Origin of the sequence: Virgisporangium aurantiacum, assembly GCF_016863635.1 — a bacterium.
Taxonomy (GTDB): Bacteria; Actinomycetota; Actinomycetes; order Mycobacteriales; family Micromonosporaceae; genus Virgisporangium; species Virgisporangium aurantiacum.
In genome coordinates this window covers 1-18403 of record NZ_BOPG01000094.1, presented here as the reverse complement: position 1 = coordinate 18403, position 18403 = coordinate 1, and the positions used below count along the sequence as shown (strand labels likewise).

Genomic DNA, 18403 nt, shown 5'->3' with positions numbered 1-18403 from the left:
GCCGTCGGGACAGCCGGCGGCCGCATCGACGTATCTTGACTGCCCTCTCTACGGCGGGCACGATGCCAATCGGCAACGGGCTGGGCAGAGGAGGTCGGGTGGCTCGTCCCGAGTGGCCGATCGATCCCTCGGCCGGGCCCCTGCAGTCGTTCGCGTTCGCGCTGCGGAAGGTTCGCGCCGACGCCGGCAATCCGACCTACCGGGCGCTCGCGAAGTCCGCCGGTTACAGCGCCGCCACCCTGTCGGATGCGGCCCGCGGCGTCCGCCGGCCCACGCTCGACGTCGTGCTCGCGTACGTCGGGGCCTGCCAGGGCGACGTCGAGGAGTGGCGCCGGCGGTGGGAACAGCTGGACGCTCCGGCGGAACCCCCGCAGCCGGATCCGCCCGCTCCTCAGCCACCGCCACGGCTGCGCCGGCGGTGGCTGGTTCTGGGGGTGGCGGCGATCGTCGTGGTCACGGCCATCACCACGGTTGCGGTTGTCGGTCCCTTCAAAAAACATCCGGTGACGACCGCAGGGTGCCCGCCGTTGCCGGACAAACGCGCGTTCACCGGGGAGACGTACGGCGCCGGCACTCCCGTGCGCCCCGGCGCATCCGGGTCGGAACCGGTCCTGCGGACCGTGCCGAGCAACTGCACCCTCGGGTTCACCGGCTACTGCCTCGGTGCCAAGACCCGCGACGCGACCAGTGGCACGCCCGACATCCGGTGGTTCATCCTCGCCGACGGCAACGTGGTGCCGTCTGCGATCGTCCACGGCAATCCACCCGCGAACCTCGCGCCGTCCCGATGCCGCAACGACCGACCGGGTCCCGAAAGCATCTCGCTCGCCGTCGCGGCCGACGCGGCGAAGCCCGGCGGTCTCGTCGTCACGGCGACCGGCAGCAACCTCGAGATCGTCGGTTTCGCGGCACGGCACGCCGGGGCCGCGTGGCGCCAGTTGAGCCTCAGCGGCGGTGCCGAGTTCACCGGCGTGTGGCATCCGGCGCAGTCGCCCGGTGGGCTCGCGACCGAGCCGGTCACCATCGTGGCGGTCGCCTGCCTCGGCGGCGGCGGCCCGACGGCGATCGTCGACGCCAAGGCGGCGTCCGCGATCGATCCGTCGGCGGCCCGGCCGCCGTCGTTGGCGCCGAAGGAGGTGACGGCGGCGGCCAGATCGGCCTGCCAGTACCCCGCCCGCTGAGTGCTCAGACGAGCACCGTCGCCGTGGCCATCCGTCCGGCGAGCGACTCAGCCAGCTCGGGCCGGCCCAGGTGGTAGCCCTGCGCGAGCCGGCAGCCGATCGCGACCAGCACGGCGAGCTGCGCCTCGTCCTCGACCCCCTCGACCACCACCCGCAGGCCCAGCGTGTGCCCGAGCTGAACGACCGCCGTGACCAGATCGCGTTGCCGGGTGCTGTCGACGAGACCGGTGATGAAGGAGCGGTCGATCTTCAGGACGTCGACGGGGATGTCGCGTAGGTAACCGAGCGACGAGTAGCCGGTGCCGAAGTCGTCGATCGCGATCCGGACACCGAGCCGTCGCAGCTGTTCCAACCGGGTGGAGCTGACCGCGATGTCGCTCATCAGGACCGTCTCGGTGACCTCCAGCACGAGGCAGTCCGCCGGCAGTCCGCTCGCGGCCAGGGCCTGCGCCACGTGGTCGGTGAGGTCCGGCAGTTCCAGGTGTGCGGCCGAGATGTTGACGCTGATCCAGCTCGGCGCCGTGTCCGGTGCGCGGTCGCGCCAGTTCCGCAGGGTCCGGCACGCCTCGACCAGGACCCACCGGTCGATGTCCACAACCAGGCCGGTCTCCTCGGCCAGCGGGATGAACGCCGCCGGTGGCAGGAGGCCGAGCTCCGGATCCTCCCACCGCACCAGCGCCTCGACCCCGCGCATCCGCCGGTCGACCAGGTCGACGACCGGCTGGAGGTGCAGGCGCAGTTCGCCACCGGGCACGGCGTCGCGCAGCCGCGCCTCCCGGTCGATGCGTTCCACCAGCCGTTCGTGCATCGTCGACTCGAACAGCTTGAAGCGGGCCTTGCCCTGACCCTTGGCCGCGTACATGGCCATGTCGGCGTTGCGGATCGCCTCGTCCGCGTCGGTGTACCGGCTCGCGTCGGACACGACGCCGATGCTGACCGTCACGTTCACGTCGCGCCCGCTGAGCCGGAACGGCGCGGCGAGCGTGTCCAGGCACTCCTGGGCGAGCCGGTCGACGGTGGCGTCGTCGGCGCCCTCCAGCAGCGCGGCGAACTCGTCACCGCCCTGGCGCGCCACCGTGTCGTGCGGACGCAGCACCGCACGGAGGCGGCCGGCGGCCTCCCGCAGCAGGGTGTCACCGGCGTCGTGGCCGAGGCCGTCGTTGACGCGCTTGAAGCCGTCGAGGTCGAGGAACAGGACCGCGATCCGTTCACCGGTCGTCCGGGCCTTCGTCATCGCGTGTTCGAGCCGGTCGACGAACAACTTACGGTTGGGCAGGCCGGTCAGCCCGTCGTGGAGTGCCTGGTGGCGCAGGTCGTGCTCCAGCGCGCGCTGCCGGGTGACGTCGCGCAGCACGATGACGGCCCCGATCCGGCGGCCCTTCTTGGTGATGGGGCTGATGATGTACGCGACGCGTACCGAGGTCCCGTCGGGGCGGACCAGCGCGCTTTCGCGGGATCCGGAGGCCGGTGCCTCCGCCCCGCCGGCCTCCGGCAGCAGCGTGGCCACGTCCTGGTGCAGCAGTTCCTCGACGGGCAGCCCGGTGAGCCGGGCGGCGGCCGCGTTCACGAACGTGATCCGGTTCGCGGCGTCGACGCCGCAGATCCCCTCGCCGGCGTTGGCCAGGATGCTGTCGGTGTACTCCTTGGCGAGGATCTCCTGTGCCGACGTCTCCAGTTGCGCGGCCATGTCGTTGAACGCCATGCCCAGCCCGGTGATCTCGTCGCGCCCGACCAGCGGCACCCGGCGGCTGTAGTCGCCGTTGCGCACGTCGCCCACCGCCGACGTCAGGGACGTGATCCGGCGGGTGATGGAGCGGGCGATCACCCAGCCGAGCAGCAGCACGAGAACGGTGCAGATGCTGCCGGAGACGATGATGAGTCGCTGTGCCTGCGCGGTGACCGCCATCATCTGGTCGTACAGGGGCGTGTACTCCAGGATCACCGCGCCGAGCGTCTCTCCGTCGGCACCCACCAGCGTCACGACGACCTGCCGGATGCCGTCCGGGTAGTCGACGCTGGTCTCTATGAACGTGCGCGAGCGGCCGTCGCGGATCGTCCGGCCGACCTCGTCGGCCATGTCGTGATCGAAGACGGTTCCGACGTTCTCCGGCACCGCGTCGGCGAGGATCCGCTGGTCGCGGTCGACCACCACGACGTCCCGGTCCTGGAGGTCGTGCAGGCGCCGCAGGTAGTTGTCGAGCGCCACCGGATCGTCGTACAGCGGCCCCGGCATCTCGCCGGCGGTGTCGGCCGCGAGTCCCTGCGCGACGTCTGCCCCGATGCCCCGGGCCACCTGTACGGCCTCGGTCACCGCCGCCCGCTCGGCGGAGGACACGTCGGCCCGCCACGCCAGCAACCCGGTCACCGCCAGCATCGCGGCCACGATCAGGTAACCGCCGAGCAGCTTGTGCCGTACGTTCATCGCGCTCCGTCCGACCCTCGGCCTCCCGCTCTGGGTCAGATCGGCCGGTCGGCCACGGCAGTTGAGCAGAACCGGTTGCTAGCGTGGCGGCCATGACCGGGAGGGTGGTCGTGCCCGAGGCGTTGGTGGCCTCGCACGCGCAGTTCTTCGGTGCCGCCGGACGGGGCTGGATCGACGGGCTTCCCGGGCTTGCCGCGGCGTGCCTGGAGCGGTGGCAGCTCACGCTCGACGGACCGCCCGGGTTCGGGGCGGTCGCGCTCATCCTGCCGGTGCGGTGCGCCGACGGGACGCCGGCGGTGTTGAAGTTGCAGCCCGTCGACGACGAGACCGGCGGGGAACCGGCGGCGCTGCGGGCATGGCGGGGGCACGGCGCGGTCGGTCTGCTGCGGCACGACCCCGACACCGGCTCCATGCTGTTGGAGCGGCTCGACGCCGGCCGTACCCTCGGGGCGATCCGGGACGACCTGGCGGCGTTGCGGATCCTCACCGGGATCATGGCCGGCCTGCACGCGGTGCCCGCCCCGCCCGGCATCCGCCGGCTCGGCGACGTTGCCGCCGCCATGCTCGACCGCGTGCCGCACGCCCTCGGCACGGTCGCCGACCCGGACGAGCGGCACCTCATCGGCACCTGCGCCGCCGTGGTGGCCGACCTCGTCGCCGAGCCCGGTGACCGGTTGCTGCACTGGGATCTGCACTTCGACAACGTCCTGGCCACCCTCGACGATCCGGACCGGTGGCTGGCGATCGATCCCAAGCCGCTGATCGGTGACCCGGGCTTCGAACTGCTCGCCGCCCTGCACAACCGGTGGGACGACGTGGTGGCCACCGCGGACGTGCCGCGGGCCGTTCGCCGGCGCTTCGACCTGATGACCGAGATCCTCGGGCTCGACCGGCAGCGCGCGATCGGCTGGACGCTGGCCCGCATCCTCCAGAACGCGTTGTGGGAGGCCGAGAACAGCGACACCGCCTGGAGCACCGAGCCGGACCGAGCCATCGCCCGCGCACTGCGGCGCTAAAGACCCAGCATCCCGAACGCGACGCACGACACGGCCACCACAACCACCGGCACCGCCATGAGGAGCATGAGCGCGACCGGCCGGCGGAACAGCGGCTTACCCGGGTCGGCCGGACGGGCGCCCGGCGCCGGGAGCGGCGGGCCCAGGCGGGTGATCTTCGCCCACCAGAAGAGGTTGAACAGCAGGAACAGCGGGACGACGGCCGGCCCGGTGATGCTCCACCACCCCGTCTTGAGGGTCGTCGCGGTCTGCTGCCGGTAGACCGCGAGCCCGCAGTTGCGGCAGAACCAACCCCGGAACGTGCGGACCTGGAATGCGATCACCATTCCGGTCAATGCGCCGATGGTGATTTTCGTGGCCGGCGTGCTTCCGCACAGTTGGCAGGGTTGCATGGATCGGGAGCGTATTCCCACGCACCGGCACCGCATAAGGCTGCGGCGCAAGGGTTTGAGCATGACTTAACATGACCGCGGTGGACACCGAGGCGCTGCGATCGTTCGTGCGGGCGGCCGAGCTCGGGCAGTTGCAACACGCGGCCGACGAGCTGGGCGTCACGCAGCAGGCGGTCTCCAAGCGGATCGCCACGCTGGAGCGTGAGCTCGCGGTCCGGCTGTTCACCCGGACCGCCCGTGGGGTCGAGCTGACGGTCGACGGTCAGGCGTTTCTCCCGCACGCGCGCGGCATCGTCTCGGGTGTCGAACGCGCCGTCGCCGCGGTGCGGCCGGGCTCCCGGGCGCTGCGGATCGACGTTCTCGGCCTGCGGAGCGCGCAGGCGGTGGTGCTGCACGACTACTGGCGGTCGCATCCCGGAACCGACCTCGACGTGGTGACGCTCAGGGTCAACGACCCGCGCCAGGCGGCCGCCGCCGTCGAGGCGGGCGACGTCGACGCGTCGTTCCGTACCGTCACCGACCCGGCCAGGTTGCCACGCGGTCTGCGGATGATCCACGCGTTCGACTCCCCGTCGGAACTTCTCGTCGGGCCGAAGCATCCGCTCGCGTCGGCGCGCACGGTGACGCCGGCGCAGCTGAGCGGGCACCGGATCTGGGTGCCGGGCATCGCGCCCCGGAGCGAGTGGTCGGAGTTCTACGACCAGCTCGCCACCGAGTTCGACCTCCGCGTCGACGCGGCCGGCCCGCACTTCGGCGACGAGGTGCTCCTCGACACCCTCGCGGAGTCCGCCGACGTCGCCACGCTCGTGGGGTCGCGCGACCGCTACATCTGGCCGACGAACCACGACCTGCGCCGCATCCCCCTCGTGGACCCGGTGATCGCGTACCCGCTCGCGCTCATCCTCCCCGCAACGGGTCCGCACCCGGGGCTCCGGGCGGTCATCACCCACCTCGAAAGCCTGCCGCGCGTCCCCGAGCCGGCCTGGCGACCCGCCTGGTGGGTCGGTCGCCGAAGAGGTAGCTGAAGAAATCCTGGCGCGGCTGCCACAATCCGGCGGGGTCGGTGCGTTTCGAAGTGGACCGATCAGCCGGCTTCGAAGGTGGCCCGCCCGTGACGTTCGACGAGTTCGTTGCCTTCCGGCTCGGTGCGCTGCTGCGCTACGCCACCGTGGTGACCTGCGACGCGTACCTGGCCGAGGACATCACGCAGGACGTACTGGTGCGCGCACAGGCCCGCTGGGCGCGGATCAGCGCGGTGGACGCTCCCGAGCGCTACGTGAAGCGGATGGTCCTCAACGAGTTCCTGTCCTGGCGGCGTCGCCGGGCGGCGCGCGTGGTTCCGCTGGCGTGGGAGCACCTGGACCTCCACGTGGCACCCACCGCCGACCCGTCGGCCGCGGTGGACGACCGCGACGCGGTGCTGCGACTGGTCGCCGCGCTGCCGCCGCGGCAGCGGGCCGCCGTCGCCCTGCGGTTCTACGAGGACCTGCCCGACGAGGAGATCGCTGACCTGCTCGGCTGCCGGTCGGTCACCGTACGCAGTCTCATCTCGCGAGCCCTGGCAACCCTGCGCAAGTCGTTGCCCGCTCCGCTCGTCACGACCCTTGGAGACCCGGCATGACCGACAACCTGTTGCGGGAGGCGCTGCAGCGCCAGGCCGACCGCGCCCCCGACCCGGACCGGGTGCGCGCCGCACTGCCGCGCCGGGCCGCCCGCCGCACCCGCCGCCGGTACGGCTCGCTGGCCGGTGGCCTGGTCGCCGCGGCGGCGCTCGCCGCGTTCGCCGTGCCGGTGCTCGCGCTCGACGACGCCCCCGCGCCGCGCGGCGCCGGCCCCGCCGCCGAAATGTCCTCGTCGGCGTCGGCCGGCCCGGCGGCGCCGGCCGCGGTCGGCCTGCGGTACCGGCCGACCTGGCTGCCGGCCGGACTGACCGAGCGGTCGCGCAGCGTGCCACTCGGGCCCGACTTCGGCTACGACGGGCCGGTGCGGTTCTGGAAGCGGTCCGACGCGGGCGCCGGCTTCGACATGGGTGGTTCCCGCCTGGAGTTCGGTGCCGTCGACGCGGAGAACGGTGCCGACCAGTTCGGTGACTACGGGCAGGCGGTCGACATCAACGGCAGGCCGGGCCGCCTGAGCCCCGCGCCGGGTGACGGCAAGTCGTCGCTGCACTGGTTGATCGACCCGCAGACGGTGATCTTCATCCACAACGTCGAGGCCGGCGTGTCCGACGCCGACCTGCTGCGGATCGCGCGCTCGGTGCAGCCGGACCCGGGTCAGGTGGCGGTGCCGATGAGGTTCGGTTGGCTGCCCACCGGAATGGCGCCGAAGCTCGCACAGTTCGCCGGCGACTCCGCCGACCGGTGGCAGCTGGAGCTCACCGCTTACGGCAAGATCCCCGGGGCCAGCCCGCCGCCCACGTCCGAGAAGGACGTCAAGGAGGGCGGCCAGGATCCCGATCGTGGAATCTACGCGCGGCTCGGGCGCAGCACCGACGCCCCCGACGGCGGCGAGTCGATCACCGTCGCCGGCCGGCCGGCCCGCATCGTGATCCGCGATATCGAGGGCCCCAAACCGATGCCGTTCCAGCACGTCTACGTCGTGGTCGAGCTCGCGTCGGGCCTGAAGCTGACGGTGTCCAGCGTCCTTCCCGACGTGTCCCGGGACGACCTGCTCGCCACGGCCGCCGCGATCGAGGTCGGACCGGGTCCCGATCTCGGTTGGCTGGGCGTCACCACCCGGTAGTTCACGGCGCCGGCCGGCCGCGATGAGCGACCGGCCGGCGCCGCTGCGGTCTGTTCGCGTTTCATTCGCGGCCGGAGGAGATCCAGTCGGCCGAGGTGGTGAGGTTGCGGCCGCCCTGAACGAGGTCGGCGGCACCGTCCAGCCGCGCCTTCTGCTCGGCGGTCAGCCGAACCTCGACGGCGCCGGCGTTCTCGCTCACCCGCTTCGCCGACCGGGTGCCCGGAATCGGCACGACCGGCAGCCCGAGTGCCTCGCCCTGGGCGTAGAGCCAGGCCAGCGCCACCTGTGCCGGGCTGGCACCCGTCTCCTCACCGACCTCGCGGACGAGGTCGACGACCCGCTGGTTGGCCGCGAAGTGCTCGGTGAACCGCGGGTGGTCGCGCAGCATGCCGCCGGCCACCCGCTCCGGGGTGAGCGTGCCGGTCAGGAACCCGCGTCCGAGCGGGCTGTACGGAACGAACCCGGCGCCCGCCGCGCGTGCCGCCGGCACGACGCGGGCCTCGACGTCGCGCGACCAGAGGCTCCACTCGCTCTGGATCGCGGCGATCGGGTGGACGGCCGCGGCGGCGCGCAGTTCGGTCGCCGTCACCTCGGACAGGCCGAGATGGCGGACCTTGCCCGCCGCGACGAGCTCGGCCATCGCGCCCACCGTCTCCTCGATCGGGAGGTCGAGCTGGCGCCGGTGCATGTAGTAAAGATCGATGACGTCGGTGCCGAGCCGCCGCAGCGACGCCTCGCAGGCGGCCCGGACGTAGGCCCGGTCGCCGCGGGTGGCGACCCCGTCGGTCACCTCGCCGGTGATGCCGAACTTGGTGGCGAGCTGGACCTCGTCGCGCCGGTCGGCGAGCAGCCGGCCGATCAGCTCCTCGTTGGTGCCCGCGGGCCCCTCGGTGCCGGGACGCGGTTCGCCGTAGACATCGGCCGTGTCGATGAACGTCACACCCCGGTCGACCGCCTGGTGGAGGGTGCGCAACGCGTCGTCGGGGTTGGTCTCGCCGTAGACGTCGCTGAGCGCCATGCCTCCGAAGCCGATGCGGCTGACGGTGAGGCCGTCGCCGAGTTCCATAGTGGATACGGACATTGCCCGAATCTACGCGCCGTGACGCCTACTGGCGTGCGGCGGCCGCGGAGTCGGCGACCTCCCGGGCCGCGGCGATCACCAGGTCACGGGTGCGTGCGGTCATCTCGCTCTGCTCCGCCATCACCTGCCGGATGTGCTCCTGCAGGGAGGTCACCGACGCCAGCCGCTCGCTGACCTCGCGCACCGCCGCGGTGACGTTCGACGCCTGTCTCTTCACGTCCTCGACGGTGGTCTCGATGCGTCCGGTGGCGCTGGCCGTCTGCGACGCCAACTCCTTGACCTCGCCGGCGACGACCGCGAAGCCCTTGCCGATGTCGCCGGCCCGGGCGGCCTCGATCGTGGCGTTCAGCGCCAGCAGGTTGGTCTGGTCGGCCACCGCCTGGATGAGCCCGGCGATGTTCGAGATGTCGGCGACGGCCGCGCCGAGATGGTCGATCGCTTCGACGGCCCGGTTCGCGGTCGCCAGGGCCGAGCCGATCTCGGCGGTACCGCTCGCGACGGTGGTGCCGGCGTCGCTGAGAGTCGTCTCGAACGCGAGCAACGCGTCGCCGGCCTCGGATCCGAGCCGGTTGCCGGTGTCGGCCACCCGCGTGAGCACCTGCTCCAGTTCGCGGGCCAGTCCGGAACTGCGCTCCAGTTCGCTGGCCGCCGACTGGGCCGCGTTCGCCTCCCGCCGGCTGGCCTCGTCGGCCGCCTGACGGAGCGTCTGCTCCGCCACCTGCGCCGCCTCGGCCTTCACCCGCTCCGTCTCCTCCTGGGTCTCGGCCGCGAACCGCCAGTAGACGACCTGCGCGGCGCACATGGCGAGGACGAAGACGGCGTGCAGCAGCGCCCACCAGAACGGGTGTGCCTGTGCTCTCGGGTCGGAGAAGACCTGATCGGGCGCGACCAGGCCGACCGCCAGGTGGTGGAAGGCGACCGTCGAGACGGCGACCGCGAACGGCAGCCAGTCCTGGTAGAGGCCCACCAGCGCCAGCACCACGAAGAAGTGGAAGTGCAGGTCGGTGAGGCCGCCGCCGGCATGCACCAGGCCGTACGCGCCCAGCAGCAGGCCGACGCTGACCGTGATCGCCCGGCCGCGGTGCGACCGCGGCATGTCACCGATCAGCGCGCACAGGAGGATCAGGACCACCAGCGCCCACGGCACCGAGCGGTGGTGGCCGGTGGTGCCCTCGCCGCTGAACACCGCGACGCCGGCGACCAGTGGAACGTGCAGCCAGAGAATGACACGGAGGGCGCGATGCCGGGCAGCGAAGGCGGTGTCGGAGAGCCGGATCTCCGGAACCAAGTCGCGAAACGCCACCTCGGGTCCTTCCCTCGTGCCGGGCCGTGGGCGGAACGGTTGTCCCCCATATCGGCGGCCCGATCGGAGACCTGAGCGACCCGGGCGGGTTCGGCTCAACTGTCCGGTCCGGGTGCCGATGGGTTGCCGGACTGACAGGGGGCTCGGTGTGGTTACCAGTGACGGTTCGACGCGGTTGTCCGGCCTACGGTGGTTCACCGACCGGCGGATCCGCACGAAGATCATCGCGACGGTGGCGATCGTGGCGACGTTGAGCATGATCGATGGTCTGTTCGCGTTGGCGGAGGTGTCGGACACCGCCTCCCGGGTGGACACGGTGTCCCGGCACACCCACGTGGTGGAGGCGGCCGGATCGCTGCGTGACGCGGTGTACCGGGCCCGGATCAACTCCCTCGACCTGTTCCTGGCCCAGAGCGCGACCACGGTGGCGGCGAAGACCCAGGCGATCGGCACGACCGCGCAGGCCGTGGCCGACGCCGAGGCGAAGCTGCGCGCCTACCCCCTCAACGACGACGAACTGCGGGTGCTGGCGACGTTCGACACCGCCTGGGCGCAGTGGCAGGCCTCGCTGACCGAGGACCAGCAACCGCTCGCCGCCCGCCGCGACCTGGCCGGCATCGAAGCCGTGCGCACCACGAAGGTGGCGCCGCTGACCGAGGCCATCAACAGCTCCCTGGACGCCCTCGTCGGCGCCACCCTGGCCGACGCCAAGGCCGAGCAGATCCAGGCGAACAAGGACTTCCGGGACACCCGCAACGTCGTGCTGACCGTGCTGATCGTCACGATGCTGTTCGGCCTCGCGTTGTCCGTCGGCGTGGCCCGGCTGATCTCCAACGCGCTGGACCGCTGCATGGCCGCGCTGCGCCGGATCGGCGACGGCGACCTCACCGCCCGGGTGGTCGTGCACACCCGCGACGAGCTGGGCGAACTCGCCACCACGTTGAACGCCACCGCCACGGCGGTGGGCGACATGGTCCGGCGGGTCATCGCCAACTCGGAGCAGTTGGCCGGCGCGTCGGCGCAGATGTCCAGCGTCGCCACCCAGTTGTCCACGTCGGCGCAGACCGCCGCCGAACAGGCCGGCACGGTTTCCGGCGACGCGAACCGGGTCTCGGGCAACGTGCAGACCGTTGCCTCCGGCGCCGAACAGATGGGCGCGGCGATCCGCGAGATCACCACCAACGCCACGGAAGCGTCGCGGGTCGCCGCCGACGCCGCCCAGATCACCGAGCAGGCACAGGGTTCGGTGCAGAAACTCGGGCTGTCGTCGGCCGAGATCGGCGCGGTGGTCAAGCTGATCACGTCGATCGCGGAGCAGACGAACCTGTTGGCCCTCAACGCCACCATCGAGGCCGCCCGGGCGGGTGAGGCGGGCAAGGGCTTCGCGGTGGTGGCCGGCGAGGTCAAGGACCTGGCGCAGGAGACGGCCCGCGCCACCGGCGAGATCGCCTCGCGGGTCGCCGCGATCCAGCAGGAGACCGACGGCACCATCACCGCGATCGGCCAGATCTCCGACGTGATCGGCCGGGTCAACGACTACACGACGACGATCGCGTCGGCCGTCGAGGAGCAGACCGCGGTGACCGCCGAGATCTCCCGCAGCGTCGGCGAGACCGCCGACAGCGCCGCCAACATCGCCACGAACATCGCCGGTGTCGCCCGGACGGCGGAGGCCGTCACCAGCGGCGCCGACGAGACCCAGCACACCGCCACGACGCTGGCCGCGATGTCGACGGAACTCCGGACCCTGGTCGCCGCGTATCGGGTGTAATGCACTCATGGTTCCCGATGACTTCGCCGTGCCGCGAGAACTGGTGACCGAACGGTTCCGCCTGGAGCCGCTCGGCCCGCAGCACAACGAGCGGGATCACGCCGCCTGGACCGGCAGCATCGACCACATCCGGTCGACACCCGGCTTCGAGACCGGGAGCTGGCCACCCGCGAACGGGATGCCTCTCGACGAGAATCTCGCCGACCTCCGCCGGCACGCCGACGACTTCGCCGAGCGGACCGGCTTCACCTACTCCGTGATCCGGGTACCGGGCGACGACGTGATCGGCTGCGTGTACATGTACCCGGCGCGCGACGACCGCACGATCGTCTCGGTCCGGTCCTGGGTGAGTGCCGATCACGCCGACCTGGACGGGCCGTTGCACGACGCGGTGTCGCGATGGCTCGCCGCCGACTGGCCCTTCACCCGGGTGCGGTACGCGTCCCGTTCTTGACCGGGGCGGCCTCGACCATCGGGGTGAGCCCGTCGAGCATGAGCCCGAGGCCCAGCTCGAAGATCCGGTCGAGGTCGAGGTCGTACCCTCCCACCGCGAACGCGTCCATGAGCCGGGTGAAGGCCGGGTACCGGCCGGTGGCGGCGATGGCGCCCATCGCGGGACCCTGCTGCCGCATCCACTCGTCCTCGGAGACGCCGGTGGTGGCCGCGGCGTGCGCTTCCCGCTCGATGTTGATCGCGAGGCCCTGCACGTAGCTGTACAGCAGCACCTGAAGGTCGAGCGTGGTGTGCGGGTCGAGGCCGGTGTCGGCGAACGCCGCGAGGATCTGTTCGCCGTGCGCGAGGAGGTGCGGCAGCGGCAGCGGGCGGGTGAGCGGGCTGAGGTGGGCCAACCAGGGGTGACGTCGATGCAGCGTCCACAGCGTGCGCACCGCTCCCGCCACCCGCTCCCGCCAGCCCGCGCCGTCGTCGTGGGTCGCGGGCGGCAGTTCGCCGAACGCCGCGTCGGCCATCAGCATGACGAGGTCGTCCTTGCTGGTGACGTGCCGGTACGTCGACATCGTCGCGGCACCGACCCGGGCGGCGATCCCGCGCATCGACAACGCCTCCAGGCCCTCGGCGTCGGCGACCTCGATGGCGACCTGGACGATCCGCTGCCGGCTCAGGTCACGCTCCGCTCCGGCCCCGCCGGCCGCGCCGCCCGCGCCGGCCGCTACTCCCGGCCTCGACGCCGGTGCCGGAGCCGGCTCGGCGACGACCGTTCCGACGCGCGGTACCGCCCGCACCAGCCCTTCCTGGCGCAGCGTCGCCAGCGCCTTGGTCGCGGTGGCCAGCGCGACGCCCCAGCGGATGGTGAGCTGACGCGTCGAGGGCACCCGGTCGCCGGGGCGGAGTTCGCCCGCGGCGATGCGGCGACGGAGGTCAGCGACGATGCGCTGATACGGCGGCTCGGTCATCGTGTCTCCTGTACTAGTACACAAACGCTGTCCCTGTACTAGGGTAGATATGCAGTTCAGAGCCTGTTCACCTCTGAATGTACACCGTACGCTCGGTGGCATGAAGAAGATACTGATCTCGGGTGCGAGCGTCGCCGGCCCCGCCTTGGCGTACTGGCTGCACCGGCACGGCTTCGCGGTCACCATCGTGGAACGCGCTCCGGCGCTGCGCGTCGGCGGGCAGGCGATCGACGTCCGGGGGGTGGCCCTCGACGTGGTCGACCGGATGGGTCTGCTCGGCGAGCTGCAGAAATCGCGGACCCGCATGCATGGCATGTCCGTGCTCGACGGCGACGGCACGGAACTGATGCGCTCCACCGAGCACGCGATCAGCAGCGGCCGGCTGGACAGCGACGACATCGAGGTACTGCGCGAGGACCTCACGCAGCTGCTGTTCGAGCGGACCGGCGACGACGTCGAGTACCTCTTCGACGACTCCGTCGTCACGCTCGACCAGGACGACCGCGGCGTCCGGGTGACGTTCGAGCGCACCGCGCCGCGCACCTTCGACCTCGTGATCGGCGCCGACGGGCTGCACTCGACCGTGCGGCGGCTGGCGTTCGGCCCCGAGGCGGACTACATCCACCACCTGGGCACCTACCTGTCGGTGTACACGATGGAGAACTTCCTGGGCCTGGAGGACTGGCAGCTCTGGTTCCGCGACGGAGACCTCGGCGGCGGCATCTACCCGGCCCGGCAGAACACCGAGTTGCGGGTGAACCTGGGCTTCATGTCCGGTCCGATCAGCTACGACCACCGCGACCTCGACGCCCAGCGCCGGCTCATCGCCGACCGGTTCGCCGCGATGCGCTGGGAGGTGCCGCGGTTCCTGGCCGGCATGTGGACGGCGCCGGACTTCTACTTCGACGCGATGGCCCAGATCAGGATCGACTCGTGGTCGCGCGGGCGGGTCGCGCTGCTCGGTGACGCCGGCTACTGCGCGTCGCCGTTGTCCGGGCAGGGCACCAGCCTGGCCCTGGTGGGCGCGTACGTGCTCGCCGCCGAACTGGCAGCGGCCGGCGGTGACCACGTGACCGGCTTCGCCGGCTACGAGCGGCGCATGCGCCCGTTCGTCACGGTCAACCAGGCTTTGGCCACCGAGAACCCCGGCGGGCCGGCGTCGGAGGAGTCGATCGAACGCGCGAAGCGCGCCATCTCCGTCGACGACGGCACCGCCCTCCTCACGCCGTGAGGAGGTCGTCGGCCAGCCGGTCGACGGCCGCGAGGGCGGCGTGGAACGCCCGCGGACCGATCGAGATCCGGCTGGCGCCGGCCGCGGCCAGGTCGGCCACGCGCACCTGCGGGGAGAGGTTGGCGTTGACGGCGGCGTCGAGCCGCTCCACCAGCCGGGCGACGGTGGCCGGGTCGGTCAGCCGGATCGGGTAGACGCAGTCGGCGCCGGCGTCCAGGTAGCGGCCGGCCCGGCTCAGCACGTCGGCGGTCGCCTCCGGCCCGTGGTGCAGGTAGCCGTCGATGCGTGCGTTGACGACGACGTCGACGCCGGCGCGTGTCGCGGCGGCCCGGACCGCGGCGATGCGGTCGGCGACCACGTCGGGGTCGAGGAGTTCGCCGGGGTGCGCATGGTCGGAGTCCTCCAGGTTGCAGCCGACCGCGCCGGTGGCGAGCAGGCGGTCGACGAGGTCGTCGGGGTCGAGGCCGTACCCGTCGAGCAGATCGGCGGTGACCGGTACGTCGACGGCGCCGGCGATGCGGCCGATCGCGTCGAACACCGGTCCGCGCGGGGTCGAGGGATCGTCGGGCAGGCCAAGGGACGCCGCCACCGCGACGCTCGACGTGGCGACGGCGCGCCCGCCCGCCGCGACGACCCGCTGGGCGCTGGCCACGTCCCAGGCGTTGACCAGGACGAGCGGCTCGCCGCGCCGGTGGAGCGACCGCAGGCGGGCGGCGTTCTCTGTCAGGTTCATCGGTGTCTCCTGGATTCAGTGGTGGACGGTGGCGGAGCGTTCGGCGCGCCGGAGGACCATGACGGCCGCCAGGGCACCGGCGACGGTGAAGCCGGCGGCGACCAGGGAGCCGCGCCGGAATCCGTCGGTCAGCGCGGCGGCCGGCGACGCGTCACCCGTCCGCAATGCGGTGGCGGCGGTGGCGATCGCCACCGACGCGACGATCGCGGTGCCCAACGCGCCGCCGATCTCGCGCGAGGTCTCGACCATGCCGCCGGCCAGGCCGCTGACCTCCCGAGGGACGCCGATGAACGCGGCCACCTGTGCCGCCACCGACGACAGGGCGACGCCCACGCCGACGAGGACGAAGCCGGGGAACAGGTCGGCCCAGTAGCCGGCGTCGGCCGGTACCCGCGCGAGCCACAGCAGCCCGGCGGCCGTGGAGATCTGCCCGGCCGCGAGGGTCCATCCGGCGCCGACCCGCGCGAGCAGCCGCGGTGCGAGGCCGGCCGCGGTCAGCAGGGCGGTCGCGGCGATGGCCAGATAGGCGACGCCCGTACGCAGCGCGGAGTACCCCAGCACCTGCTGCATGAACAGCGACGCCTGGAAGATCGTCGCGAAGAAGGCGGCGTAGGCGAGCGCCGCGCACAGGTTGGCCGCGCTGAGCGTCGGCCGGCGGAACATCGCCAGCGGGACGACCGGTACCGCCGCGCGCCGCTCGATCCGGACGAACGCCGCGAGCGCGGCCAGGCCGGCGGCCAGGAAACCGATCGTGGACGCGGCGGTCCAGCCGTCGTCGACACTGCGGTTGATGGCGTACACGATGGCCGTCAGCCCGGCCGTCACCGTCACCGCGCCCGCGATGTCGGCGCGACCGCGCGTCGGGGCCCCGTCGGCGGGAACGTACCGCGGGATCAGGGCCAGCATCGCGACGCCGACCGGAACGTTGATGTAGAAGATCCACTCCCAGCCCGCGCTCGCGGTCAGCACCCCGCTGACGACGACGCCGACCGACGCCGCGCTGCCGCTCACCGCGCCGAGCGTGCCGAGGGCCCGGTTCCGCGCCGACCCTTCGGCGAACGCGCCGACGAGAACGGCGAGCACGGCCGGTGCGATCAGCGCCGCCCCGACGCCCTGCGCCGCCCGGGAGGCGACGAGTGGCGCGAACGAGCCGGACAGGCCGGCGGTCAGGGACGCGGCGGAGAACACCCCGAGGCCGACGAGCAGCATGCGCCGGTGACCGAACAGGTCACCGGCCCGGCCGCCGAGCAGGAGCAGCCCGCCGAGCACGAGAACGTAGGTGATCACCACCCACTGCAGGTCCGGCTGATCCAGCCGGAGCTCGCTCTGGATCGACGGCAGCGCGACGTTCACGATCGCGATGTCGAGCGTGATCATGAACTGCGCGCCGCACACCAGGGCGAGAAGGAGCCCGGGCCTGGAGCGTGTCGCTTGATTGACCATGCCGGCTGGAACCGTCGGCGCGGCGAAAACTCGTCGGGTAGTGACGCCGGTCGCACCCCGACGACTTTCGGCCCCGGCGGGTGTCTGCACCTGATGGACGTCTTTCCACGGAGGTGCCGCGATGACCCTTGCCGTCGAGACCGAGCTGGCCCAGGAGCCGGCCCAGGAGCTGGCCCGGCAGCTGGCCGAACTGCGCCGGCCGCTGCTGGGATTCTGCTACCGGATGCTCGGCTCGTCCCACGACGCGGAGGACGCGGTCCAGGAGACGATGATCCGGGCCTGGCGGGGCCTGGGCCGCCTGGACGACCGGTCCGGCCTCCGCCCGTGGGTGTTCCGGATCGCGACCAACGTCTGCGTCGACGCCGCGAACGACCGCCGCCGGCGCGCCCTCCCGATGGACATCGCCGCTCCCGACGACGGCCGGGGAATGCTGGGCACGCCGCAGCCGGAGTCGGTATGGATCTCTCCGGTGCCGTCCTGGAAGGTGGATCCGGCCGACCTGGCGGTGTCGCGCGACTCGATCCGGCTGGCGTTCATCGCGGCACTCCAGCACCTCGCGCCGCGCCAGCGTGCGGTGCTCATTCTCCGTGACGTGCTGCGCTGGCGGGCCGCCGAGGTGGCGACGCTCCTCGACACCACGGTCGACGCGGTGCACAGCGCACTGCGGCGCGCCCGGGCGGCCCTGTCCGAGGCCCGCCGCGACAGCACCGCGAACGGCGGGCAGTCCGTGGACGAACCGGTCGACGCCCGGCTGTTGCAGCGGTACGTCGACGCGTTCGAGCGGTACGACATCGACGGCATCGTGTCGCTGTTGCACCACGACGTCGTCGTCTCGATGCCGCCGTACGCGTTCTGGCTCCGCGGCAGCGACGTGTTCGGGCGGTGGCTGCGGGCGCGGATCGCCCCGTGCGACAACGTCCGCATGCTGCGCACGGACGCGAACGGGGTGCCGGCCACGGCCCTGTACAAGAACGGTTGGAAACCCGTCGGCCTGCACGTGCCGGAATGGCGCGACGGGAAGATCGCGGCCCTGCACGCGTTCCTGGACCCGGCGATCTTCACCCTCTTCGAGCTGCCCGCCCGCCCGGAAGGCTAGTGCGTGGTCATCGCGGCGGCAGCGGCGGTGAGGGTGGCGACGAGCGTGGCGGTGGCGGGTGGGTCGGGTGGTTCGCCGTAGGTGGCCGCGTAGATCCGGCGCGGCGGCACGGGGAGCCGGGTGGCGGTGATCGCGGGGTGGCGGTGCGCGCGCAGGGCCAGCCCGGGGATCGTGGTGACGCCCATGCCGGCCGCGACGAGGCTCTGCATGACCACCATGTCGTCGGTGGTGTAGGCCAGGCGCGGGGAGAAACCGGCGCGTTCGCACATCTCGACGAGATGGCTCCGGCAGCGTTCGCAGCCGGCGATCCAGGGTGTGCGGGCGTGGTCGGCGAGGGTGCCGCCGCCGCCGGTGGTGGTGAGCAGGTAGAGCGGGTCGTCGAGCAGGTGGGTCAGGCGGATGGTGTCGTCCTCGGGGGAGGTTTCCTCGTAGCGGAAGATCACGGCGACGTCGACCTGGCCGGCCCGCAACTGCTCCAGCGAGTCTTCCGGGTGGGCGTCGGTGAGGCCGAGTTCGAGGCCGGGATGCTGCTCGGCCAGGGCGACCGCCGCCTCCGGCACCAGCGAGCTCATGACGGAGC

The 18403-nt window shown here is 72.3% G+C and carries 17 protein-coding genes; 9 read left to right on the top strand and 8 right to left on the bottom strand.

Features of this window, described 5'->3' with window-relative positions; all coding sequences use genetic code 11:
* Positions 1-98 precede the first annotated feature (98 nt).
* Positions 99-1181 carry a helix-turn-helix domain-containing protein gene (locus Vau01_RS54620; protein ID WP_204009917.1) on the top strand — a complete coding sequence of 361 codons (1083 nt, stop codon included), beginning with the start codon at positions 99-101 and terminating at the stop codon, positions 1179-1181.
* Positions 1182-1185: 4 nt separating this feature from the next.
* Here Vau01_RS54620 and Vau01_RS54615 read toward each other — a convergent pair whose 3' ends face one another.
* Positions 1186-3603 (bottom strand): GGDEF domain-containing phosphodiesterase, encoded by a 2418-nt coding sequence (locus Vau01_RS54615; protein ID WP_204009914.1) that lies wholly within the window; start codon positions 3601-3603, stop codon positions 1186-1188.
* Between the two features lie 92 nt (positions 3604-3695).
* Here Vau01_RS54615 and Vau01_RS54610 point away from each other — a divergent pair, with 92 nt between their 5' ends.
* Positions 3696-4619, top strand: coding sequence for an aminoglycoside phosphotransferase family protein (locus tag Vau01_RS54610; RefSeq protein WP_204009901.1), 924 nt, complete (start codon positions 3696-3698; stop codon positions 4617-4619).
* On the opposite strand, the gene Vau01_RS54605 is transcribed toward Vau01_RS54610, so the two are convergent.
* Positions 4616-5011, bottom strand: coding sequence for a hypothetical protein (locus Vau01_RS54605; protein ID WP_204009898.1), 396 nt, complete (start codon positions 5009-5011; stop codon positions 4616-4618). The two genes, Vau01_RS54610 and Vau01_RS54605, sit on opposite strands and share 4 nt — an antisense overlap.
* A 71-nt stretch (positions 5012-5082) precedes the next feature.
* Between Vau01_RS54605 and Vau01_RS54600 the strand changes: the two genes are divergently transcribed.
* The 3 genes from Vau01_RS54600 to Vau01_RS54590 all read left to right on the top strand — a co-directional run bounded on the left by Vau01_RS54600 (position 5083) and on the right by Vau01_RS54590 (position 7753).
* Positions 5083-6036 (top strand): LysR family transcriptional regulator, encoded by a 954-nt coding sequence (locus Vau01_RS54600; protein ID WP_239152773.1) that lies wholly within the window; start codon positions 5083-5085, stop codon positions 6034-6036.
* 86 nt (positions 6037-6122) lie between these two features.
* Positions 6123-6632 carry a SigE family RNA polymerase sigma factor gene (locus tag Vau01_RS54595; protein WP_204009895.1) on the top strand — a complete coding sequence of 170 codons (510 nt, stop codon included), beginning with the start codon at positions 6123-6125 and terminating at the stop codon, positions 6630-6632.
* Entirely contained in the window at positions 6629-7753 is a 1125-nt protein-coding gene (locus Vau01_RS54590) for a hypothetical protein (protein WP_204009892.1), read from the top strand. The genes Vau01_RS54595 and Vau01_RS54590 overlap by 4 nt, the downstream gene beginning before the upstream one ends.
* Positions 7754-7814: 61 nt before the next feature.
* Here Vau01_RS54590 and Vau01_RS54585 read toward each other — a convergent pair whose 3' ends face one another.
* Positions 7815-8834: an aldo/keto reductase gene (locus Vau01_RS54585; RefSeq protein WP_204009889.1), complete on the bottom strand. Its 1020-nt coding sequence runs from the start codon at positions 8832-8834 to the stop codon at positions 7815-7817.
* Positions 8835-8859: 25 nt separating this feature from the next.
* Positions 8860-10137, bottom strand: a complete 1278-nt coding sequence (locus Vau01_RS54580) for a methyl-accepting chemotaxis protein (RefSeq protein ID WP_239152771.1) — start codon at positions 10135-10137, stop codon at positions 8860-8862.
* A 175-nt stretch (positions 10138-10312) separates the two neighbouring features.
* Between Vau01_RS54580 and Vau01_RS54575 the strand changes: the two genes are divergently transcribed.
* A complete protein-coding gene (locus tag Vau01_RS54575; protein WP_239152768.1) occupies positions 10313-11908 on the top strand; it encodes a methyl-accepting chemotaxis protein in 1596 nt (531 codons plus the stop codon).
* Between the two features lie 7 nt (positions 11909-11915).
* Positions 11916-12362 carry a GNAT family N-acetyltransferase gene (locus tag Vau01_RS54570; protein ID WP_204009869.1) on the top strand — a complete coding sequence of 149 codons (447 nt, stop codon included), beginning with the start codon at positions 11916-11918 and terminating at the stop codon, positions 12360-12362.
* Here Vau01_RS54570 and Vau01_RS54565 read toward each other — a convergent pair.
* Positions 12331-13320: a TetR/AcrR family transcriptional regulator C-terminal domain-containing protein gene (locus Vau01_RS54565; RefSeq protein ID WP_204009866.1), complete on the bottom strand. Its 990-nt coding sequence runs from the start codon at positions 13318-13320 to the stop codon at positions 12331-12333. The genes Vau01_RS54570 and Vau01_RS54565 overlap by 32 nt on opposite strands.
* A 100-nt stretch (positions 13321-13420) precedes the next feature.
* Between Vau01_RS54565 and Vau01_RS54560 the strand changes: the two genes are divergently transcribed.
* Positions 13421-14551, top strand: a complete 1131-nt coding sequence (locus Vau01_RS54560; RefSeq protein WP_204009858.1) for an FAD-dependent monooxygenase — start codon at positions 13421-13423, stop codon at positions 14549-14551.
* Here the strand turns inward: Vau01_RS54560 and Vau01_RS54555 are convergent.
* Positions 14541-15284, bottom strand: coding sequence for an isocitrate lyase/PEP mutase family protein (locus tag Vau01_RS54555; RefSeq protein ID WP_204009850.1), 744 nt, complete (start codon positions 15282-15284; stop codon positions 14541-14543). The two genes, Vau01_RS54560 and Vau01_RS54555, sit on opposite strands and share 11 nt — an antisense overlap.
* A 15-nt stretch (positions 15285-15299) precedes the next feature.
* Positions 15300-16727, bottom strand: coding sequence for an MFS transporter (locus Vau01_RS54550; RefSeq protein WP_204009848.1), 1428 nt, complete (start codon positions 16725-16727; stop codon positions 15300-15302).
* 121 nt (positions 16728-16848) lie between these two features.
* Between Vau01_RS54550 and Vau01_RS54545 the strand changes: the two genes are divergently transcribed.
* Positions 16849-17823: an RNA polymerase subunit sigma-70 gene (locus Vau01_RS54545; RefSeq protein ID WP_204009845.1), complete on the top strand. Its 975-nt coding sequence runs from the start codon at positions 16849-16851 to the stop codon at positions 17821-17823.
* Here the strand turns inward: Vau01_RS54545 and Vau01_RS54540 are convergent.
* On the bottom strand, positions 17820-18403 hold a 584-nt coding region (locus Vau01_RS54540), incomplete at its 5' end, for a LysR substrate-binding domain-containing protein (protein WP_239152766.1). The two genes, Vau01_RS54545 and Vau01_RS54540, sit on opposite strands and share 4 nt — an antisense overlap.